Raw genomic sequence first — 17,912 nt, 5'->3', positions numbered from 1 at the left:
GCTGTCCCCGCCGTGGGTACCTTGGTAAGTACGGGTCGGGGGATCCGGCTTGTCGATTGGGGGAGTGGTGGACACCGTTCTTGGTGTGTCGATGGCACCAACGGGAGTCCGGATGGTGCTGGTAGAGGGCGAAAACGGCGACGGCGCACTGGTTGAGGAAGAGAAGTTCGACGTCGACGACGACCCGGATTCGGGCAGCTACAGCGCAGCCGAGCAGGTGATCTCGGCGATTCTGGGAACTCGGGAGGGTGCGGCCGAAGGCGGCTACCAATTGGCGTCGACGGGCGTCACCTGGCGAGACCCTGAACAGGCTGACGCGCTCCGCGACGCGTTGGCGCACCGCAAAGTTGAGAACGTCATGCTGGTCTCGGCTTTCCTGGCCGCGGCCGCGCTAGCCCACTCGGCAGGCAACGAGACCCATCACGCGCAAACCGCGCTGCTGTTCATCGAGCCCGATACCGCAACCCTCGCGGTCGTGGACAGTGCCGATGGATCAATCACCGACATTCACCGCCAACCGCTTCCCGATGACGACGACGCCGCGGTCGCTCGGCTGGCCGAACTGGTCTCGGGTGCCGAGCAGCTGTCGGCGCAGCCGGACGCGGTGTTTGTAGTCGGCTCCGGTGTCGACGTTCCGATGATCAAACCGACGCTCGAGGCGGCAACCGTTCTTCCGGTGACCATGCCCGAGGAGCCGGAGACCGCGCTCGCACTGGGAGCCGCACTGGCTTCGGCGAATGCGCCACTACTGGCCGCCCCCACTACTGCGCAGGCGTACGCGCAGGACCTCGGCACCGGAGCCCACCAGCGGTATGGGCTCGATCCCGGCTACTTCGAGAACGTCGAGTCCGGCGCCCTGGCCTACAGCGCCGTCGAAGAAGACCACGACGATCGCAAGCCGTTTGCGCTGCTCGGCAGCATTTTGGCATCTGTCTTCATCATCGGCCTGGCGTCGCTGGTCGTCTCGCTCGCTGTCAGCATTCGCAGCAACCCAGCTACCCGGCCCGAACCCGGCCAGGCCGTCGTCGCACCCAGCCAACAGGCCCCGGCGCCACAGGCACCCGCACCAGTCCCAGAGCAAGCGCCCGCGCCTGAGCAAGTTCCGGCGCAGGCACCGGCTCCTGAACAGGTTCCCGTTCAGCAGGCACCCGCGCAGGTGCCCGACGTGCCGGTACAGGTACCTCAGGCCCCCGCGCCGCTGCCGGATGCGCCGGCCCCGGCGCCAGTGGCTCCGGTGCCCGCATTACCAGCTCCGGCGCCAGTGGCTCCGGTTCCCGTTCCCATCCCGATCCCGTTGATACCGCCGATCCTCACGCCGCAATTTCCCTTTGATCAGCCCGGTCGGGGCGGGGGCAAGCCCCCGGGCGCCGGCCAGTTCCCAGGCCCGAAGGCGCCTGGTAACGGCGGTGGCAGGGGCCCGGGCGGCGGTAGAGGCCCTGGTAAGGGCCCCGGCGGCGGTGGTGGCCGCGGCGGGTTCAATATTCCTGGTATCCCGGGCATCTGACCGGCATTTGATTTCGCCGGGTAGCCGTCACCTGCTGTTCAGTGTCGCGATGGTGTCCGCTCATCGCGGCCTTCTACACACGGTGGTATGCGATGCACCGTATTCGGCACCGGGTACCTCGGTGCCACTCATGCCGTCGGAATGGCGGAGCTGGGACACGAAGTAGTTGGGGTCGACATCGACCCGGGCAAGGTTGCCAAGCTCGCCGGCGGCGACATCCCTTTTTATGAGCCGGGCCTGCGAAAGTTGTTGACTGCCAACCTCGCTGCCGGAAGATTGCATTTCACTACCGACTACGACATGGCGGCCGACTTCGCCGACGTACACTTCCTCGGCGTTGGAACACCGCAGAAGAAGGGCGAGTACGGCGCCGATGTGCGGCATGTACACGCCGTCATCGATGCGCTGGTGCCGCGGCTGACCAGGGCATCCGTCCTCGTCGGCAAGTCAACGGTGCCGGTGGGCACCGCAGCCGAACTGGGCCACCGGGCCGCTGCTTTGGCTCCCAAGGGTGTCGATGTCGAGATCGCCTGGAACCCGGAGTTCCTGCGCGAGGGCTACGCCGTGCACGACACCTTGCACCCGGACCGGATTGTGCTTGGCTTGCAGCACAATTCAGCTCGTGCCGAGGCCGCCGTGCGCGAGTTGTACGGGCCGCTGCTCGACGACGGTGTGCCATTGCTGGTAACCGACCTGCAGACGGCGGAATTGGTCAAGGTCTCTGCGAATGCTTTTCTGGCAACTAAGATCTCGTTCATCAACGCGATTTCAGAAGTATGCGAGGCGGCCAACGCCGACGTCAGCCTGTTGGCCGACGCACTCGGCTACGACCCCCGCATCGGACGCCAATTCCTCAATGCCGGTTTGGGTTTCGGCGGCGGCTGCCTACCCAAGGACATCCGCGCCTTCATGGCACGTGCCGGCGAACTGGGTGCCGACCAGGCACTGACCTTCCTGCGTGAGGTTGACAGCATCAACATGCGTCGGCGGACCAAGATGGTCGAACTGGCCACCGCCGCGTGCGGTGGTTCCCTGCTGGGCGCAAACATCGCGGTCCTCGGGGCCGCCTTCAAGCCCGAATCGGACGATGTGCGTGACTCGCCCGCGCTCAATGTCGCCGGCCAGTTGCAGCTCAACGGTGCCGCGGTCAACGTGTACGACCCGAAGGCCCTGGACAACGCCAACCGACTGTTCCCCACACTGAACTACGCGGTTTCGGTCAAGGAGGCGTGTGAGCGTGCGGATGCGGTGCTGGTGCTGACCGAGTGGCAGGAGTTCGTCGAACTCAAGCCGGAGGACTTGGCCGGCCGGGTCCGGGCCCGTGTCATCGTCGACGGCCGCAACTGCCTCGATGTTGGCCGCTGGGAAGAGGCCGGCTGGCGGGTGTTCCGATTGGGGGCTCGGCGACCCGGACGCTGACAATTTGACTGGACACTATTGACTGCATGTCCAGTCGATTCATACGATAGGCCTTGTGGCCGATGTGACGTTTCGCAAGATGCGTTTCGACATCGACGCTTCGATTCCGTTTCGGTGGAACTCCACCAATCCGGCTTCCGCGCTGATGTCGAACGTAATCTCCTTCTTTGCAGTCGGTTTCGAGCGATACATCGTGTTGGTGGTCAAAGATGCGCTGAAGGTCATCGAGGACTCGGACCTAAGAGCGCAGGCCGAGGTGTTCCTGGCCCAGGAGGCCCAGCATTCCGCGGCTCACCGAAAGCACGTCAATTCGCTCATCGCGCAGTACCCCGGATTGCAAGAAACGCTTGACCCCGGGTCATCGCGTCCTACGAAGACCTCTATGCGGACAGGCCGCTGAACTTCCATCTGGCCTACATCGCCAGTCTGGAAGCCACCTTTCCGCCGCTGTTCACCTTCATGATCGAGAAGCGAGATCTGCTGTAAGAAGGTGATTGCCGGGTGGCATCGCTATTCCTGTGGCATTACATCGAAGAGATCGAACATCGCAGCTCCGCCGATCTGATTTTCGACGGTGTGGTCGGGAGCAGGTGGTACCGGCTACGTGCGCTGCGAACGTCCATGAGTCACGTCAGTGAGGTGGCGACCCTGATCGCCGACGGCATCCGGGACGCAGTTCCGGCGGGCGACATCGGCGTGCCGGCTGAGGCAGCGACCGTCGCGATGTGGACCATCGAGTTGCGGCAGCATCTCCCCGTCGTCAAGAAGTTCTTCAACCCCGGATACTCGACCGCATTCCGGGACATCTCGGGCTGGCGATTGCTCAAACTCGTTGCGGGACTGGCACGGTCGCAATGGCCGACGCATCATCCCGCCGACGTCGCGGTACCGGCCTGGTTCCACACGTGGATGGACAGCCATGCCGCGGGTGAAGACATGGCGCACTACTACGGCGTTTCTGTCTGACCCGGTCGGGGATTGGCGCCGTATCTCGTTACCGATAGGTTGCGTTCTGTGCAATCGGTGGATCTCAATCTCCTCGTGGCTCTGGATGCCTTGCTGCAGGAGGGGAGTGTCGTCGGGGCTGCGCGTCGTCTGCATTTGTCGCCGCCTGCGGTCAGTCGAAGTCTGGGCCGGTTGCGCACGCTGACGGGCGATCCCTTGTTGGTTCGGGCCGGACGAAATCTGGTCCCGACACCAACTGCGTTGCGGTTGCGGGAACGCGCCCATGACGTGCTTGCCGAGGTGTACGACGTCCTCAGTCCGATCCCGGCGCCAACGGACCGGGAGTTGGAAGCGACGCTGGATCGGGCCTTCACGATTCGCGTCGGCCCAGACAATGCCGGCGGGTTCGGACCGGCACTGCTCGACGAGATCCGCCGCAGGGCGCCCCTGGTGCGACTGAATCTGGTGGGCGATGCCGAGGGTGCTGCCACCGCGCTGCGGGACGGTCTGATTGATTTGAACCTGGGCAGTCCCATTGCGGCAGAACGTGAAACGCTGCACCGCGAGACCTTGATGGTCGATGCCGTCATGATTGTCGCTCGTGCCGACGGTGCGTTCGCGCGTGCTTGTCGCCGCCGTAAACCCACAGTCGACGACCTGGCCGTGCACCCGCACGTGAACCGGGTACCATGGTCTTCGTGGCAAGACGTCGCTGACGCCGCACTGGCCGAAGCGGGACGTCAGCGCGAGGTGGTCGCCACCGCGCCGGGGTTCGCCGCAGCCTTCGCGATGGTGCGCCGCGGCGACCTCATCTGCCTCGGACCTGAGGGTTTGACCCGGGAGATGCGCGGAACCGATCTGAAAACCTGGCCGAGTCCTGTCCCACTCCCCGATCTGATCATCGAGCAATCCTGGCACCACCGCAGCCACACCGACCCAGAACACCTCTGGCTCCGTGACCGCGTCCGGGCAGCGGTGTCGGCACCGCCGGCAACAATCGACAGCCCGTGACGGTCTCAGTCGGTAACGGACGCTGAAAAGCGTTCAGCCCCAGAGATCTTGGATGGTGTCATAGACCAATTGGTTGTGCGCAAACTCGATGGTGTTGCCGTCCGGGTCCTTGATCGCGCATGTGTAGCCGATGTATGCGCCCATATCCATTGGCTCCCAGGCGAGGCCGTGCATGTCGCGACCTCGTGCTGCGGCAGCATCGACGTCCTTGCGGTGCGGCACCTCGATGCCCAGATGGCCGAACCGACGCAGAATCGGAATTCTCACACCGGGTTCGATGTCGAACCTACCGGCGAGGTCAGGCCCGAATTCGGCCAGCACCAACACGAATGGCGGATCAACTTGGCCTTCATGCGACAACCAAGCACCCCGGCCGAGCGCATCCTCGTTCTTGCGGACCAGCACCAGTGGAGTCACCGACTCGTAGAACGCAATGGACCGATCCAGGTCGCTGACCGGTAGCGCCACGTGCGTCCATCGGGTTTCGGTCAACTGAGCCATTTTTGATTCTCCAATTGTCGTATCCGGTTGACTCCCAGCGTGATCGAGGGGGCAATCCCTGGGGTCGTTGTAGTAACCCACGCTAGGACGGAAGTCGAGTGCCCGCCAGTAACGATTATCGAATCGTCGATTGCATGACATGCAATCGAGAAAATACCTCAATCTGCCCGTCGGTTACGGGCCGAATGCTCAGGCCGGAACGGCCCGCGGCACATTCCTGGGCCGGCCGTCGGCACGAAGAAAACCGCCGGTGCGCTCGCGTCCGAGGATCTCGGTGGGATGCCCGTCGCGGAACACCGCCCGCCCCGAAACGAACACCGCCTCGACGGTCGCGTCGTTGCGGTTCACCATCCGCGAAAGTCCGCCGTAGGCATCAATATTGGCCTCGTGATAGGCGTCCAGTGAGTCATCGAGGCGCAACGGGTGGATGACCACCAGGTCGGCCCAGTCGCCCACCCTCAAGTGTCCGGCATCCAGTCCGTACCAGTCGGCCAATTCACCCGTGAGTCGGTGCACCGCCTGCTCGGCCGTCAGGAAAGGCTGACCCTCGATCTCGGCGTCGCGCACATGGCGAAGCAGGCGCAGGCCGGAGTTGTAGAAGGCCATGTTGCGCAGGTGCGCGCCGGCGTCCGAGAAGCCCACCTGCAGGCCGTTCATGCGGGCCAGTCGACGTAACATCTTGGGCCGGTGGTTGGAAATCGTAGTGTGCCAACGGATTGCGGTACCGTGCTCGAGCACCAGGTCAAGGAACGCGTCGACCGGATGCAGACCGCCGCGCTCCACTCCGACCTGGCCGAAAGACTTGCCGACCACCGATTGGTCAGGGCACGAGACGATTTCGGCGTCGAAGAAATCACGGTGCCAGGCGCGCGGGCCGAACTTGGCGTCGTAGTCCTTGCGGAACTGCCGCCGGTACTCTTCGTCGCGCAACAGTTCGTTGCGTTCGATTTCGTCCTTGAGGTGCAACGCGGCCGCACCCGCGCCGAACTCCTCGAACACCACCAGGTCGATCCCGTCGGCGTACACCTCGAACGGGACCGGCAGGTGCTGGAAGCGGAAGTCGCCGCCCAACCGGTTCACCACGGCGGCAAGAACGCTCGTCAGCCACACGCTGCCCGGTGCCGACTTCATGTCCGCTGCCGCCAGCAGACTGGTCTTGAGGTGCGGCCGCCGGAACCCCAGCGACTGGAATGCCTGCGACACGATGTTCTGCGGATGGCTGATGTCGGGACCGGACTGCAGGGCGCGGCCGGCGCTGCGCAGCAGGTTCTTCAAACGGCGTAGCTCGCGGCCTTTGGCGTACGTCGACGGCAGGGTGCGTGACCGGCAGGTGTCGCCGTCGATCTTGTCGAAAAGAAGTTGTTGCGATGACATTCCGAGGAAGCCGGCGTCGAGGGCTTCGGCCAGCATCTGCTCCATGCGGGTCTGCTCGGCCGCGGTGGGCTTCACGTCCGCACGGGTCGACCGGTCCAGGCCCATCACCGAGGTCCGCATGTCGGAGTGCCCGATGAACGCTGTCACATTAGGTCCGAGGGGCAGGGACTCCAGTGCGTCGACGTACTCCCGGGCGCTGTTCCACGACTTGTGCTCGCCGACGATGCGGACCACATGTTCGTGTGGGATCGCTTCCACCCGCCCGAACAGGTCGGCGGCCTCGCCCGCGTCGACGTGCACGGTCGACAGCGAGCATGAACCCATCACGATCGTGGTGACGCCGTGCCGCACCGACTCCGACAGTTCCGGGGCGGCCAGCACCTCGGCGTCGTAGTGGGTGTGAATGTCGATGATGCCGGGAATCACCCACTTGCCTTCGGCGTCAATGACATTCGGGCACCCGGTCGTGTCCAGGGGACTCGGGGAGACGGCGGCCACCCGGCCGTCCCGAATGCCGACGTTACGGATGGCCGACGGACCTCCGGTGCCGTCGAACCACCTGCCGTTTGCGACCACTGTGTCGAAAGTCAACGCAATCACCTCACTTGACTGGACAGCCTACCGAGATCGTAAATCCAATCGCTGTCGTGGGCGCCGGTTCAGTGCTAGATTCCGGGCTGGACGTTTTAGGATATCTGTCTAGTCTACATCTGAGGGGCGGTGTGCCGCGTGGGACTTGCCACCGGCGAATTCGAGCGCGGGACCTTCCGGGTGTCCGACACCGCCTGTCGTCAGCCGTGGCAGCACGATGTCCCGATCACGGTGGTGCAGCAATGAGTACCTGCAGCGACGCGTCCTTCGAGCTCGCCCGACAGATGGATTTCGCCGATTGTGCGCACCTGCAACCAGTCGTGTACTGGAACCGGCATCTGCAACATCCGACGATGGCAGTGATCGAGATCCTGCTGATCGGGGGTGCCGGCGCCTATCTCTGGCGTGCGATCGGGCGTGCCAGAGCCCGCCGGTCGGGGCAGTTGATTTTGTTGGCGAGTGCGCTGACGTACATGCTGACGTTGGAGGTACCGGCCTACTTCCTGGACAAGCTGGGCATGCCCGATCTGGCTTTCGTGCACAACAAATTCACGATCGGCTTCCTGTTCGAGCGGATGCCGCTGTACATCATCGCGCTGTACTTGTCGCTGCTACCGTTGGCGTTCAACATCGTGGAGCGGCTGGGAATCTTCGACCGCCGCAACGGTGTGTTGATCGGGTCGGTGTGCGTGGCATTCGTGCACCACGCGTTCTATGAGATCTTCGATCACTATGGGCCCCAATATCATTGGTGGGGTCTGGAATTACGATGCCGGTTATCAGCAGCTGCGGCTGGATTCGGTGCCGATCGATAGCCTGGTCGGCTTCTCGATGCTCGGCCCGTTCGCCTTTGCGTTTTGCGTTCGTAGATTGACGGGCGGGACCACGGTGGGTCGGGCGCTGCTGGCCGGTGTGGCCAGCACGGCGTTGCTCGGCATGTTGATATCCACGATCGCGGGGCTGTCGGTGCTTTCCGGACAGGGAACGGCGTATCACGTTGTCGCGGAGGTGATCTGCTTCGGCATTGTCGCCGGATTCGGGGTGGCCACCATCCGGGCGCTGCAGAGCGGGCCGCTGAATCGCGTTCCGATCCGCAGCCTGGAAGGCGTCTACTCGATCGTGCATCTGGCAGTGTTTGCTGCGCTGTGGACCTTTGCCCTATTCGATAGTCCGGGCAACGACAACGGTTGCGTGCCGTATGTCGTTGGCTGCTATGGCTTTTTGGGCTATCTGATGTGGCGCTGTTTCACGCGATCGTCAGACGCGATGAGTGGCGAACTCGGCGATCAGGACCGGCGCAACCCAGCGGCGCAGGTAAGCGCGTAGTACCTGACCGGTGCGCGGTGGGCGCCCGGGATCGACCATGAAGGACTGCAGGATCCGCAGCATGTACTCCGCGAGATCGTCCAGGTCGGCGTCATGCAGTCCCAACTCCGCCCAGTCGACATCGAGTCCCGCCAAGATTCCGTGGCCGAATCTGATACCCATCTCCGAGGTGACCCCGGTCGAGGCTTTGGTGAAATCGTGGACCAGCATCAACTGCACGTGCTTGTCGTCCGGCAACCACTCCAGGGTGAAGGCCAGGCTCTCTACCAGCGCGTCGACGGGATCGGTCATGCCGGCCAAGTGTTCGGCCAGTCGCTCCAGAAACCTGATGCCGGACCGGGTGGCGGCCGCCTCGACCAGCGTGTTGGTTCCGGGGAAGTAGTTGTAGACGGTCTGCCGCGAGACGCCCAGCGTTCGTGCCACATCGGCGATCCGCATGTCGCCGCCGCGTTCGGCGATGGCTTCGCTTGCGGCATCGAGGATGCGTTCGACGGCTTCTTCGTCGGTCGCGGGCTTGGCACCGCCCCACCCATGGGTGCGCATGGCTGAGACGTTACCGGTTGGATCGCAACTGGCCCGTTTTCGGGGCCGTGAGGCGAATACCTGATGGCGATCCGGGACGCGTTGGCGGCCTTGGGTATCGAGGTCCGCCGCCTCAAAATGGAGGTGGATCGTCATTGGTGGCGGGAGCGCTTGCGGTGGCCGGTCGCGTTGGGCGGGCGGTGCGGGCTCGGCAGTGGTTTGCTCGCTCCCTGTCGATGCGCCTGGCACGGTCTTGGGCGCGGGTCCGGGCGCGAGTGGGCATCATCAGGGTCCGGGCTGCGATGTGTTGAGGCACCGCCGGTGTTGAGGGTAGGGGGTGGGCGGGCAGGCTCAGAGTGGGGAAGAGCAGCCGGCTACCCGGCCGGGTGGTGTAGGTGTGCCCGGTTGGGGAGGTCCAGATGACGGTGCCATCTGGTAGTTGACTGTCGCGCCAGCCTTTGGGGCCGCTCCAGAATGTCTTGAGCAGGTGATGTTTTCGGCATAGACATTTGAGGTTGGATGGGTGGGTGGGCCCGTAGGGGTAGGCGATGGTGTGGTCGATGTCGGTTTTGTCAGCGGGGCGATCGCACCCCGGGAACCGGCATGTCATGTCGCGGCAACGGATGAACCACTCCATGGCTGCGGGGGGCCGGTAGCGCGGAGCGGGGGCGGCATCCGCGTGGTAGTTGAGCGGAGCGATTCTCGCGCCAGTAGCGGCCAGGGCGGCCAGTTGGATTGCGGGTATGCGCGGTCCGCCGATGATCTGGCCGCTCGGGCGTGCGGCCTGGTTGGAAATGTCTGTGTCAGGCGTCACGACCAGGCTGGCCGGTTCGGTGACGATGTGGATGACGACTGCGGCGGCACGCGGGTCGGTGTCAGTACGCGCGGGGCAGTCCATATTGGAGCACTGGCAGACCAGGCGCTTGCCTTCGCCGGCGAGGGTGCCTAGGGCGTCGGCCCGGCGCTGAGCCACGGTGCGGGGATCGTCGGGGCAGGCCTGATGGGCCATTTCATGCAGTCGGCGGTCCAGCAGGATGGCGTCGGCGGAAAGTAGCGATCCGTAGATGGTTGCCGTGCCCGAGTCCTGATCGGCGGAGTCGATGACGACCTGGCGATCTTCGGCTTTGGCGTGGGAGCGACGCACTGCCGCGGGGTCCCAGCGCTCGACGATTTCGTCGATGGCGAGTTGGGTCTTGGACAGCGACAGCGGCCCGTAGCTGGTGGCGTCGTTGGCCAAGGCGGCATCCACCACGCGCAGGACGGCGGGGTTCTTGATGTTGTCGGTGCGCCAGATGATGGTGGTGACGAGCCGCAGGCTCAGCTGGCCTTGCGCGAAAAGGCCCGCAATGGCGGGCAGGCGGTTGCGCAGCGCCAGGGCCAGATACATCTGGTGTGAGGCGAGACTCTGGCTGATGGTGAGTGCGGCAGCGACTTGGGAGGCGATGAAATCCCAGTTGTCGCAGGACCAGTGCGCGCTGTCCGTGGGCCCGATGGCGTGACGGACTACCAGTTCGGCAATCGAAGCCAACCGGCGGGCGGCTGCAGCGGCTTCGGTCCGCGCGGCGGCATCCATGGCGGTGATCAGCGCGGGATCACCGACCTCCACCAAATCATCGAACATACTTTCGAAGTTTAATGCGGTGCGCTGGCGGGTGTGGTGCCCGAAAGCCCCGGTTGTGGATAGATCGCCAACTGTGGATGAGTCGGCAACACTCAGGATGTGCCTGACGCTGCGCGGCGAGGTCTGAATGCGGCATTGGATCGGATCTCGATGCCGTCCGAATTCGCGGACGGACCGTCAGGGTCGTCGGTAACCCGCACGCCGAGTGGGCGACCGGATTCGGTGGCCACGAAGCGCAGCGGGCCCTTGCCGTCCTGCAGGTGTTTGTCGCCCCACTGGATCAGTGACAGGAACACCGGCAGCAAATCCTTTCCGGCTGCGGTCAGTTGGTATTCGTCCCGGGCTCTCTTACCTGGTTCCTGGTAGGGCACCCGGGCGATGATCTCGGCCGCTTCGAGTTGTTTCATCGCTCGAGATACCGCCGGTGCCGAGGTGCCGATCCGCTCCATGAAGTCTTCGAATCGAGTTGTGCCATAGAAGCATTCGCGAACTACCAAGAACGTGGTCTTGGTGTTCAGCAGGTCGAGCACCTTCGCCATCGAGCACGCGTCGCCGATCGACCACTTCTGCCGGTCGCTCAACTTCTTCTCGAACTCCATGGCGCACCTCACGTAACTAACGCTTGCATTACTCAGCTTGGGATGATTATATCTCACTAACGAGATCGTTATCCAGCTAGCGCGGGAAGGCAAGAAGATGGTTGCAGTGGCAGGCAAGGTGGTGGTGGTGACCGGAGGTCGGCGCGGACTCGGCGCGGCGCTGGTCGACGAGGTCCTGGCCCGCGGGGCGCGCAAGGTGTACTCGACAGCCAGGTCCGCCTTCAGTGACGACCGCCCGCAGGTGGTCACCCACGAACTCGAGGTCGCCTCCGCCGAGTCGGTCGCCGCACTTGCCGCTATCGCCGGCGACGCGGAGATCGTGTTCAACAACGCCGGCATTCTGATCCCGGATTCATTGCTGGCCGGGAACTTCGACAATTTCACCGAGACCTTTGACGCCAACGTATTTGGGCCGCTGCGGGTGACGCGGGCGTTCGCGCCGATCCTGGCTGCCAACGCCGGTGGCGCCGTCGTCAATGTGCACTCGGTGCTGTCCTGGCTGGCCGGCAGTGGCGCCTACGGTGCTTCCAAAGCTGCGATCTGGTCGGTGACCAACTCGCTGCGGGTGGAACTGGCGTCGCAGAACACGCAGGTGGTCGGCGTGCACGCCGGCTTCATCGACACCGACATGGTTTCGGAGATCCCGTTGCCGAAGACCACCCCGGCAGAGATTGCCAAGCGCATCGTCGACGGACTGGAGGCCGGTGCACTCGAGGTGCTCACCGACGACGCCACTGTGAATGTCAAGGCCGCGCTCTCGGGCCCGGTCGAGAATCTCGCGTTCGCGCTCTCGCACTAGTAGACAACGAAGGAGCTGAACTGCCATGCCTCTGTGGACAATTCACCACACGCCGGGAATCTTCACCGATGACGAGAAGCGGCAGCTGGCCGCCCGCATCACCGACCACTACGAAAAGGCCGGACTACCCAGGTTCTACGTGGTCGCCGTCTTCAACGAGACCAGGCCCGCCGACTTCTACGTCGGCGGCGAACCCACTCCGGTCGGCGTTCGGGTGGTCATCGAACACATCGCCCGACATTCCGCTGACAAGGCTGGTCGCCAACGAATCGCGCACTGGATCAAGAACATACTGACTCCGTCGCTCGAAAGGCATCCAGAGTTGCACTGGGAGTTCCATGTCGACGAGACCAGTGAAGAGCTGTGGATGATCAACGGAATGGTGCCACCGCCGGGTGGCTCGGACGCCGAAAAGGCTTGGGCGCAAACCAACTCGGTATCCGCCTACTGACCGCCTGAGGCGCCGACCGGGGTCGGCCAGTCGACCGGCCAGTGAATGTCGTCGACGGACAATGGTGGTCTGGCGCCGTCCGGCCATGGGGTGTCGATGGCTTCGGTGACCAACGTGAAGCGGCCATGGTCGAACGGGCGTCCGGTCGGCGCTTCGATCGGGATCAGGCGCTCACGGCGGCCCTGCTGTTCAAAAATGAGTGCTCGGTGATGGCAGTAGGGATTGTTGCCGCGTCGACCGAACAGGGTGTGCGCTGTCCACGAACAGCCACCCCGGCACGTGGCCCCGTGTTCGCACGCGCGGCAATAGCCCCACAAGTCGTCGCGGGGTTCGGAATGGTCAGCTAGCAAGTTGAACGTCAGTTCCGGGGCATCGAGGATGTCGGCGATGCGGCGGGTTCGCACCGAGCCACCGGTGTAGTCGGCCGTCGGTAGGGATGGGCAGCCCTTGATCGTGCCGTCGGCTTCAATGCCGATGGTGGAGAGACCGGCCTGGCAGCCCTGCCAGGACAGATCGCCCTCGGGCGAGCGCAGCAATTGTTCGTACGGGCCGTGGTAGCCGAGGTTGTTCGCCGCGTAGATACGGATCCCGTCGGCTGCCGCCCGCTCGGCAATGCGTGCCAGGACGGGAAACACCACAAGGAACTCACTGGGCTGCAGCAACAGGTCGACATTGTCGGCAGCGCGGCCCATCGGCACGGTCAGCTGCAGCTGCCATGCGTTGACCCCGGCGCCGAGTAGGGCTTCATAGACCTCCGGAAGTTCGACGATCGAGCGCCGGTTGATCTGGGTGTTGCAGGCAATGGGAATGCCTGCGGCCCTCAGATGCTCGGCGGTGCGGAAGCAGGACTGCCAGGAGCCCTTCCGGCCGCGCAGTGCGTCATGAGTTTGCGCCATTCCGTCAACGGAGATGGAGACCTGCGCGATGCCGGCCGCGCGCATGCGCTGCGCCGTGACCGAATTCAGCTTGTAGCCGCCCGTGGTGACCGTGCAGCGCATGCCACGGCGCGTGATCGCCGCAGCGATTTCCAGCCAGTCGGGTCGCAGGAATGCCTCGCCGCCGATGAGCGTGACTTCCAGAATCCCGACCTCGGCGAGTTGATCGACGACGTCGAGGGCCTCGGCGGTAGACAGTTCGTGCTGTCGCGCCTGGCCCGCTCGCGACCCGCAATGCGCGCAGGCGAGATTGCACGCCAGGGTCAATTCCCAGACCGCATAGGTGCTGCGCCGGGAAGTGTCAGTCATGGCCTTTGCCGAACCATCGCTTGCGTCCGGGTTCCGGTGGTTCCGGTGGATCGACTGGTTCGGGCCGCTGTGGCGGACCGCCGTAGACGGGAACGATCGTCGTTGCTTGTTGCGAGGCCGGCAGTGGCACCGGACCGCCATACACGGTCGACGGGCCCAAGTTCGCATGGTCGTCGCGCCCTCGTGGCAGCACCGGCTCGGGTCCCGGGGGTGCCGGGGGCGGGGGTGGTGCGGGTCGTGGCGCCGTGGGTGGCCGCCGTTCCGACGTCACTGACTGCGCGCGCCAGTTCCAGTACCCGGCCCCGTCGAACGGGAATGGCACGCGGGGCGGCTGCCATTCGATTCGCGGCAGCTCAGCCGGGACCGCACCCGGGGACAACTCGGCCCGTCCGTGCTGAACACCCACTTCGGTGTCGATTACCGACCTTGCGGCGGCCATTGCCCGTTCGGCCGTCTCGTAGCGGCCGATCTCGATGCCCCGGAACGTGACGATGAAATGAGGTGCAGACGTCATCAAACAATTATCGACGCTCGAGAGGCGGATGCGCAGTAGCGTCAGTTGCGTGGACTTCGAGTCGGCCTACCTCAACGAAACCCGCGCCTTCGGGGAACTCGTCCGCGACGCCGATCAATCGACGCCGGTGCCGACCTGCCCCGGTTGGAGCATCGACCAGCTGTTCCGCCACGTCGGGCGAGGCGACCGCTGGGCCGCGCAGATTGTTCGCGAACGCAGAGACAGTTTCCTGGACTTCCGAAGTGTCGAAGACGGTAAGCCGCCGCCGGGCATCGACGACGCGATCGCCTGGTTGAACGGTGGAGCAGAGTTGCTCGTCGACGCGGTCCATCAGATCGGCGCGCAAACCTCGGTCTGGACATTCCTGGGGCCGCGGTCCGCCAACTGGTGGATCCGGCGGCGGCTGCACGAGAACGCCGTGCATCGAGCGGATGCCGCGATCGCGCTCGGCAGCGACATCGCACTTGATGCGCACGTCGCCGCGGACGGGATCGACGAGTTCTTCGAGCGAATCGTGATTCAGGCGGGGCGCGACGGCGCTCCGCTACCCCTCGAAGGCGACGACACCGTGCATCTGCACGCCACCAATCCTGGACTCGGCGAGGCGGGTGAGTGGACCGTCGCCCTCGATGGCGGCACGCTCAACTGGTCACACCAGCACGGTAAGGGCACCGTGGCTTTGCGCGGCGGGGTCAGCGATTTGCTGTTGGCAATGACCCGCAGAGTCCCGCTCGGCGATACCGGGATCACGCTGTTCGGCGACGATGCCGTATGGCAACGATGGCTGGATCGCACGCCTCTTTAGACTTGCTGACCATGACAACATCGGAGATCGCCACCGTGCTGGCTTGGCACGACGCACTCAACAGCTCCGACATCGAAACCCTGACTGCTCTGTCCAGCGAGGACATCGAAATCGGTGACGCGCACGGAGCCGCTCAGGGGCACGATGCACTGCGCAGGTGGGCCGCCTCATTGAGCGCGACCGCGGAGTTGGGACGGATGTTCGTGCACGACGGCATCGTGGTGGTCGAACAGACGATCGGCGATCGCAACAAACCCTTCGATGCGTCAACCGGCGCATCGGCATTTCGGGTGGTTCATGACCACGTCACCTCGGTATTCCGTCATAAGGACTTGGCGTCGGCTTTGGCCGCGACTGAGCTCACGGACGGCGACCGGGTCGACTAGGGCACATCGCAAGGCGACAGGAGCTGCAGCATGCGCGGGATCATCTTGGCCGGGGGTTCGGGCACCCGCCTGTATCCGATCACCATGGGTATCAGCAAGCAGTTGCTGCCGGTGTACGACAAGCCGATGATCTACTACCCGCTCACCACGCTGATGATGGCCGGCATCCGCGACATTCTGATGATCACGACGCCGCATGATGCGCCCGGGTTTCATCGGCTACTGGGTGACGGCTCGCAGTTCGGGATCAACATCACCTGGGTGACCCAGGACAATCCGGACGGCCTGGCGCAGGCGTTCGTGCTCGGCGCCGACCACATCGGCAATGACTCGGTGGCATTGGTGTTGGGCGACAATATCTTCTACGGACCTGGTCTCGGTACCAGTCTCAGGCGATTCCAATCCATCAGCGGCGGAGCCGTTTTCGCTTATTGGGTGGCCAACCCGTCGGCCTATGGTGTGGTGGAGTTCAACTCCGATGGCTTGGCGGTGTCGCTGGAAGAGAAGCCGCAAAAGCCGAAGTCGCACTACGCGGTACCGGGGTTGTACTTCTACGACAACGATGTGGTCGAGATCGCCAAGGGGCTGAAAAAGTCTCCGCGCGGTGAGTACGAAATCACCGAGGTCAACCAGATCTATCTGGACCGCGGTCGGCTCGGAGTCGAAGTGCTGGCCCGCGGGACGGCATGGCTGGACACCGGGACGTTCGATTCGCTGCTGGACGCCGCCGATTTCGTTCGGACGCTTGAACTTCGGCAGGGGCTGAAGGTCAGCATTCCCGAGGAAGTCGCGTGGCGGCTGGGCTGGATCGATGACGAGACGTTGGAGCAGCGTGGTCACGCGCTGGCCAAGTCGGGATATGGCGGCTATCTGCTGGAGTTGTTGCAGCGGGACTGATTTCGGCGGTCGCGCCGACCTGCCGAGCAGACGCAAAAGCCCGCATTTCGTACTGGAATATTGGGACTTTGCGTCTGCTCGCCGACATTCGGCGGGCTATTGTCGGTAGCTGGACAGGAAGTTCCCCAGGCGCTCGATCGCCTTCGCGAGATCACGTGCCCACGGCAACGTCACGATCCGCAGGTGATCCGGTGCGGGCCAATTGAATCCGGTGCCCTGGGTGACCAGAATCTTCTCCTGCAACAGCAGGTCGAGGACGAGTTGCTCGTCGTCGGCAATGTCGTAGACCTCGGGGTCCAACCGGGGGAACGCGTAGAGCGCACCCTCCGGTTTGGTGCATGAGACGCCGGGAATCTCGTTGAGCTTGTTCCAGGCGACGTCGCGTTGTTCGAGGAGGCGGCCGCCGGGAAGCAAGAGGTCCTCGATGCTCTGATGGCCGCCCAGCGCTACCTGAATTGCGTGCTGCGCCGGAACATTTGGACACAACCGCATGTTCGCCAGCAGGCTGATTCCCTCGATGAAGCTGCTGGCGTGCTCCTTGGGGCCGGTGATCGCCAGCCAGCCGGACCGGTATCCCGCCACGCGGTAGGCCTTCGAGAGGCCGTTGAAGGTAAGGCACAGCAGGTCCGGCGCGAGGGTGGCCAGACTGATGTGCTGGGCGTCGTCGTAGAGGATCTTGTCGTAGATCTCATCGGCGAGCAGCAACAGTTGGTGCTTGCGTGCCAGAGCCACCATCTGGGTGAGGATTTCGCGGCCGTACACCGCGCCGGTTGGGTTGTTGGGGTTGATCACGACGAGCGCCTTGGTGCGCTCGGTGATCTTGGACTCGAGATCGGCGATGTCGGGTTGCCAGTCCTGGGTCTCGTCGCACAGGTAGTGCACGGGCGTTCCACCCGCCAGCGAGGTCGTCGCGGTCCACAACGGGTAGTCCGGCGCCGGGATCAGCACCTGATCGCCGTTGTCCAGCAACGCTTGCATCGTCATCGTGATCAGCTCGGAGACCCCGTTGCCCAGATAGACGTCGTCCACATCGAATCGGGGGAAGCCGGGTACCAGCTCGTAACGGGTGACCACCGCGCGGCGGGCCGGCAAAATGCCCTTGGAGTCGGAATACCCCTGGGCGTACGGCAACGCCTGAATCATGTCGCGCATGATCACGTCCGGCGCCTCGAAGCCGAACGGCGCCGGGTTGCCGATGTTCAGCTTGAGGATGCGGTGCCCCTCGGACTCCAACCGTGCGGCGTGCTGGTGCACAGGGCCGCGGATTTCGTACAGGACGTCCTGCAACTTGGACGACTGTGCGAACGCACGCTGCCGGTGATGGCCGGAGGTATGCGCGGGCAGCTGATGAGTAGTCACGTCAACCATGCTCCCATCGCTGTCCACTGATATTTGCTGATCGG

General features: G+C 64.1%; 20 protein-coding genes. 12 read left to right on the top strand and 8 right to left on the bottom strand.

Annotation, left to right across the window (positions count from 1 at the left end):
• Positions 1-67: 67 nt before the first annotated feature.
• The 5 genes from ACZY1I_RS11415 (at position 68) to ACZY1I_RS11395 (ending at position 4,879) form a co-directional block, all read left to right on the top strand.
• The gene (locus ACZY1I_RS11415) at positions 68-1,504 is read left to right on the top strand and encodes a DUF7159 family protein (RefSeq protein ID WP_463755088.1); all 1,437 of its coding nucleotides are present in this window, start codon (positions 68-70) and stop codon (positions 1,502-1,504) included.
• An 87-nt stretch (positions 1,505-1,591) separates the two neighbouring features.
• Positions 1,592-2,923: a UDP-glucose dehydrogenase family protein gene (locus ACZY1I_RS11410; protein WP_463754506.1), complete on the top strand. Its 1,332-nt coding sequence runs from the start codon at positions 1,592-1,594 to the stop codon at positions 2,921-2,923.
• 55 nt (positions 2,924-2,978) lie between these two features.
• Complete coding sequence (locus ACZY1I_RS11405; RefSeq protein WP_463754505.1) at positions 2,979-3,323, top strand: metal-dependent hydrolase; 345 nt, start codon at positions 2,979-2,981, stop codon at positions 3,321-3,323.
• A 101-nt stretch (positions 3,324-3,424) separates the two neighbouring features.
• A complete protein-coding gene (locus ACZY1I_RS11400; RefSeq protein ID WP_463754504.1) occupies positions 3,425-3,889 on the top strand; it encodes a hypothetical protein in 465 nt (154 codons plus the stop codon).
• A gap of 57 nt (positions 3,890-3,946) precedes the next feature.
• A complete protein-coding gene (locus ACZY1I_RS11395) occupies positions 3,947-4,879 on the top strand; it encodes a LysR family transcriptional regulator (protein ID WP_463754503.1) in 933 nt (310 codons plus the stop codon).
• 33 nt (positions 4,880-4,912) lie between these two features.
• On the opposite strand, the gene ACZY1I_RS11390 is transcribed toward ACZY1I_RS11395, so the two are convergent.
• Complete coding sequence (locus ACZY1I_RS11390) at positions 4,913-5,380, bottom strand: VOC family protein (RefSeq protein WP_463754502.1); 468 nt, start codon at positions 5,378-5,380, stop codon at positions 4,913-4,915.
• A gap of 189 nt (positions 5,381-5,569) precedes the next feature.
• Positions 5,570-7,345, bottom strand: coding sequence for an N-acyl-D-amino-acid deacylase family protein (locus ACZY1I_RS11385; protein ID WP_463754501.1), 1,776 nt, complete (start codon positions 7,343-7,345; stop codon positions 5,570-5,572).
• Between the two features lie 242 nt (positions 7,346-7,587).
• On the opposite strand from ACZY1I_RS11385, the gene ACZY1I_RS11380 reads away from it, so the two are divergent.
• Both ACZY1I_RS11380 and ACZY1I_RS11375 read left to right on the top strand, forming a co-directional pair.
• Complete coding sequence (locus ACZY1I_RS11380; protein ID WP_463754500.1) at positions 7,588-8,160, top strand: hypothetical protein; 573 nt, start codon at positions 7,588-7,590, stop codon at positions 8,158-8,160.
• The gene (locus ACZY1I_RS11375; RefSeq protein ID WP_463754499.1) at positions 8,147-8,671 is read left to right on the top strand and encodes a hypothetical protein; all 525 of its coding nucleotides are present in this window, start codon (positions 8,147-8,149) and stop codon (positions 8,669-8,671) included. Before ACZY1I_RS11380 ends, ACZY1I_RS11375 begins: the two co-directional genes overlap by 14 nt.
• Here the strand turns inward: ACZY1I_RS11375 and ACZY1I_RS11370 are convergent.
• The 3 genes from ACZY1I_RS11370 to ACZY1I_RS11360 form a co-directional block, all read right to left on the bottom strand.
• Entirely contained in the window at positions 8,603-9,214 is a 612-nt protein-coding gene (locus tag ACZY1I_RS11370) for a TetR/AcrR family transcriptional regulator (protein WP_463754498.1), read from the bottom strand. The genes ACZY1I_RS11375 and ACZY1I_RS11370 overlap by 69 nt on opposite strands.
• 112 nt (positions 9,215-9,326) lie before the next feature.
• Positions 9,327-10,814: an HNH endonuclease signature motif containing protein gene (locus tag ACZY1I_RS11365; protein WP_463754497.1), complete on the bottom strand. Its 1,488-nt coding sequence runs from the start codon at positions 10,812-10,814 to the stop codon at positions 9,327-9,329.
• Between the two features lie 92 nt (positions 10,815-10,906).
• Entirely contained in the window at positions 10,907-11,413 is a 507-nt protein-coding gene (locus tag ACZY1I_RS11360) for a winged helix-turn-helix transcriptional regulator (protein WP_463754496.1), read from the bottom strand.
• A 97-nt stretch (positions 11,414-11,510) separates the two neighbouring features.
• Here ACZY1I_RS11360 and ACZY1I_RS11355 point away from each other — a divergent pair, with 97 nt between their 5' ends.
• Positions 11,511-12,212 (top strand): SDR family oxidoreductase, encoded by a 702-nt coding sequence (locus tag ACZY1I_RS11355; RefSeq protein ID WP_463754495.1) that lies wholly within the window; start codon positions 11,511-11,513, stop codon positions 12,210-12,212.
• A 25-nt stretch (positions 12,213-12,237) separates the two neighbouring features.
• A complete protein-coding gene (locus ACZY1I_RS11350; protein ID WP_463754494.1) occupies positions 12,238-12,663 on the top strand; it encodes a tautomerase family protein in 426 nt (141 codons plus the stop codon).
• On the opposite strand, the gene ACZY1I_RS11345 is transcribed toward ACZY1I_RS11350, so the two are convergent.
• Both ACZY1I_RS11345 and ACZY1I_RS11340 read right to left on the bottom strand, forming a co-directional pair.
• Positions 12,657-13,907: a radical SAM protein gene (locus tag ACZY1I_RS11345; protein ID WP_463754493.1), complete on the bottom strand. Its 1,251-nt coding sequence runs from the start codon at positions 13,905-13,907 to the stop codon at positions 12,657-12,659. The two genes, ACZY1I_RS11350 and ACZY1I_RS11345, sit on opposite strands and share 7 nt — an antisense overlap.
• Entirely contained in the window at positions 13,900-14,421 is a 522-nt protein-coding gene (locus tag ACZY1I_RS11340; protein ID WP_463754492.1) for a hypothetical protein, read from the bottom strand. Before ACZY1I_RS11340 ends, ACZY1I_RS11345 begins: the two co-directional genes overlap by 8 nt.
• 49 nt (positions 14,422-14,470) lie before the next feature.
• Between ACZY1I_RS11340 and ACZY1I_RS11335 the strand changes: the two genes are divergently transcribed.
• The 3 genes from ACZY1I_RS11335 to rfbA are packed head-to-tail and all read left to right on the top strand — an operon-like array spanning position 14,471 to position 16,509.
• Positions 14,471-15,226 (top strand): maleylpyruvate isomerase family mycothiol-dependent enzyme, encoded by a 756-nt coding sequence (locus tag ACZY1I_RS11335; RefSeq protein ID WP_463754491.1) that lies wholly within the window; start codon positions 14,471-14,473, stop codon positions 15,224-15,226.
• A gap of 11 nt (positions 15,227-15,237) precedes the next feature.
• On the top strand, positions 15,238-15,612 hold the full coding sequence (locus ACZY1I_RS11330) for a nuclear transport factor 2 family protein (protein ID WP_463754490.1): 375 nt from the start codon (positions 15,238-15,240) through the stop codon (positions 15,610-15,612).
• Positions 15,613-15,642: 30 nt separating this feature from the next.
• A complete protein-coding gene (gene rfbA / locus ACZY1I_RS11325) occupies positions 15,643-16,509 on the top strand; it encodes a glucose-1-phosphate thymidylyltransferase RfbA (protein WP_463754489.1) in 867 nt (288 codons plus the stop codon).
• Between the two features lie 96 nt (positions 16,510-16,605).
• Here the strand turns inward: rfbA and ACZY1I_RS11320 are convergent, their stop codons facing one another.
• Positions 16,606-17,895, bottom strand: coding sequence for a pyridoxal phosphate-dependent aminotransferase (locus tag ACZY1I_RS11320; RefSeq protein ID WP_463754488.1), 1,290 nt, complete (start codon positions 17,893-17,895; stop codon positions 16,606-16,608).
• Between the last annotated feature and the right edge of the window lie 17 nt (positions 17,896-17,912).

The sequence above is a fragment of the Mycobacterium sp. IDUB_37 genome (assembly GCF_055419245.1).
Note: the sequence above shows the minus strand (reverse complement) of the source record. Positions and strands in the feature narration are given on the sequence as shown.

Bases quoted from the DNA above. Each gene is read 5' to 3' on its own strand.
- ACZY1I_RS11355 (WP_463754495.1), top strand. From the start codon at position 11,511: ATGGTTGCAGTGGCAGGCAAGGTGGTGGTGGTGACCGGAGGTCGGCGC.
- ACZY1I_RS11360 (WP_463754496.1), bottom strand. From the start codon at position 11,413: ATGGAGTTCGAGAAGAAGTTGAGCGACCGGCAGAAGTGGTCGATCGGC.
- ACZY1I_RS11390 (WP_463754502.1), bottom strand. From the start codon at position 5,380: ATGGCTCAGTTGACCGAAACCCGATGGACGCACGTGGCGCTACCGGTC.
- ACZY1I_RS11365 (WP_463754497.1), bottom strand. From the start codon at position 10,814: ATGTTCGATGATTTGGTGGAGGTCGGTGATCCCGCGCTGATCACCGCC.
- ACZY1I_RS11340 (WP_463754492.1), bottom strand. From the start codon at position 14,421: ATGACGTCTGCACCTCATTTCATCGTCACGTTCCGGGGCATCGAGATC.
- ACZY1I_RS11370 (WP_463754498.1), bottom strand. From the start codon at position 9,214: ATGCGCACCCATGGGTGGGGCGGTGCCAAGCCCGCGACCGACGAAGAA.
- ACZY1I_RS11330 (WP_463754490.1), top strand. From the start codon at position 15,238: ATGACAACATCGGAGATCGCCACCGTGCTGGCTTGGCACGACGCACTC.
- rfbA (WP_463754489.1), top strand. From the start codon at position 15,643: ATGCGCGGGATCATCTTGGCCGGGGGTTCGGGCACCCGCCTGTATCCG.
- ACZY1I_RS11345 (WP_463754493.1), bottom strand. From the start codon at position 13,907: ATGACTGACACTTCCCGGCGCAGCACCTATGCGGTCTGGGAATTGACC.
- ACZY1I_RS11350 (WP_463754494.1), top strand. From the start codon at position 12,238: ATGCCTCTGTGGACAATTCACCACACGCCGGGAATCTTCACCGATGAC.
- ACZY1I_RS11410 (WP_463754506.1), top strand. From the start codon at position 1,592: ATGCGATGCACCGTATTCGGCACCGGGTACCTCGGTGCCACTCATGCC.
- ACZY1I_RS11380 (WP_463754500.1), top strand. From the start codon at position 7,588: ATGAGTACCTGCAGCGACGCGTCCTTCGAGCTCGCCCGACAGATGGAT.